We start from the raw sequence: 519 nt of genomic DNA on the forward strand, positions 1-519 counted from the left end.
GATGGCGAAGAGCAAGTTTGAACGAACAAAACCGCATGTTAATATTGGTACGATTGGTCACGTTGATCATGGGAAGACCTCGTTGACAGCAGCGATTACGAAATATTTTGGTGAATTTAAAGCCTATGATCAAATTGATGCTGCCCCAGAGGAACGCGCACGTGGGATTACTATTTCTACAGCACACGTTGAGTATGAAACGGAAAATCGTCACTATGCGCACGTTGATTGTCCGGGACACGCTGATTATGTGAAGAACATGATCACAGGGGCAGCACAGATGGATGGTGCTATTTTGGTTGTTTCAGCAGCTGATGGTCCAATGCCTCAGACACGTGAGCATATTTTGCTTGCGCGTCAGGTTGGTGTTCCAGCAATTGTTGTTTTTCTTAATAAAGTTGATCAGGTTGATGATGCAGAACTTTTGGAGCTTGTAGAGCTTGAGGTTCGGGAACTTTTATCCAAATATGATTTTCCAGGCGATGATATACCAATTGTTAAGGGTTCTGCTTTAGCAGC

At 43.7% G+C, this 519-nt stretch carries 1 protein-coding gene; it reads left to right on the top strand.

Annotated elements, in window-relative coordinates; genetic code table 11:
- Nucleotide 1 precedes the first annotated feature (1 nt).
- On the top strand, nucleotides 2-519 hold a 518-nt coding region (locus tag ACFIJK_RS09535; RefSeq protein WP_375627615.1), incomplete at its 3' end, for a GTP-binding protein.

This window comes from Bartonella sp. PS17NMGDW (assembly GCF_042193555.1).
In the GTDB taxonomy this organism is placed as follows: domain Bacteria; phylum Pseudomonadota; class Alphaproteobacteria; order Rhizobiales; family Rhizobiaceae; genus Bartonella; species Bartonella grahamii.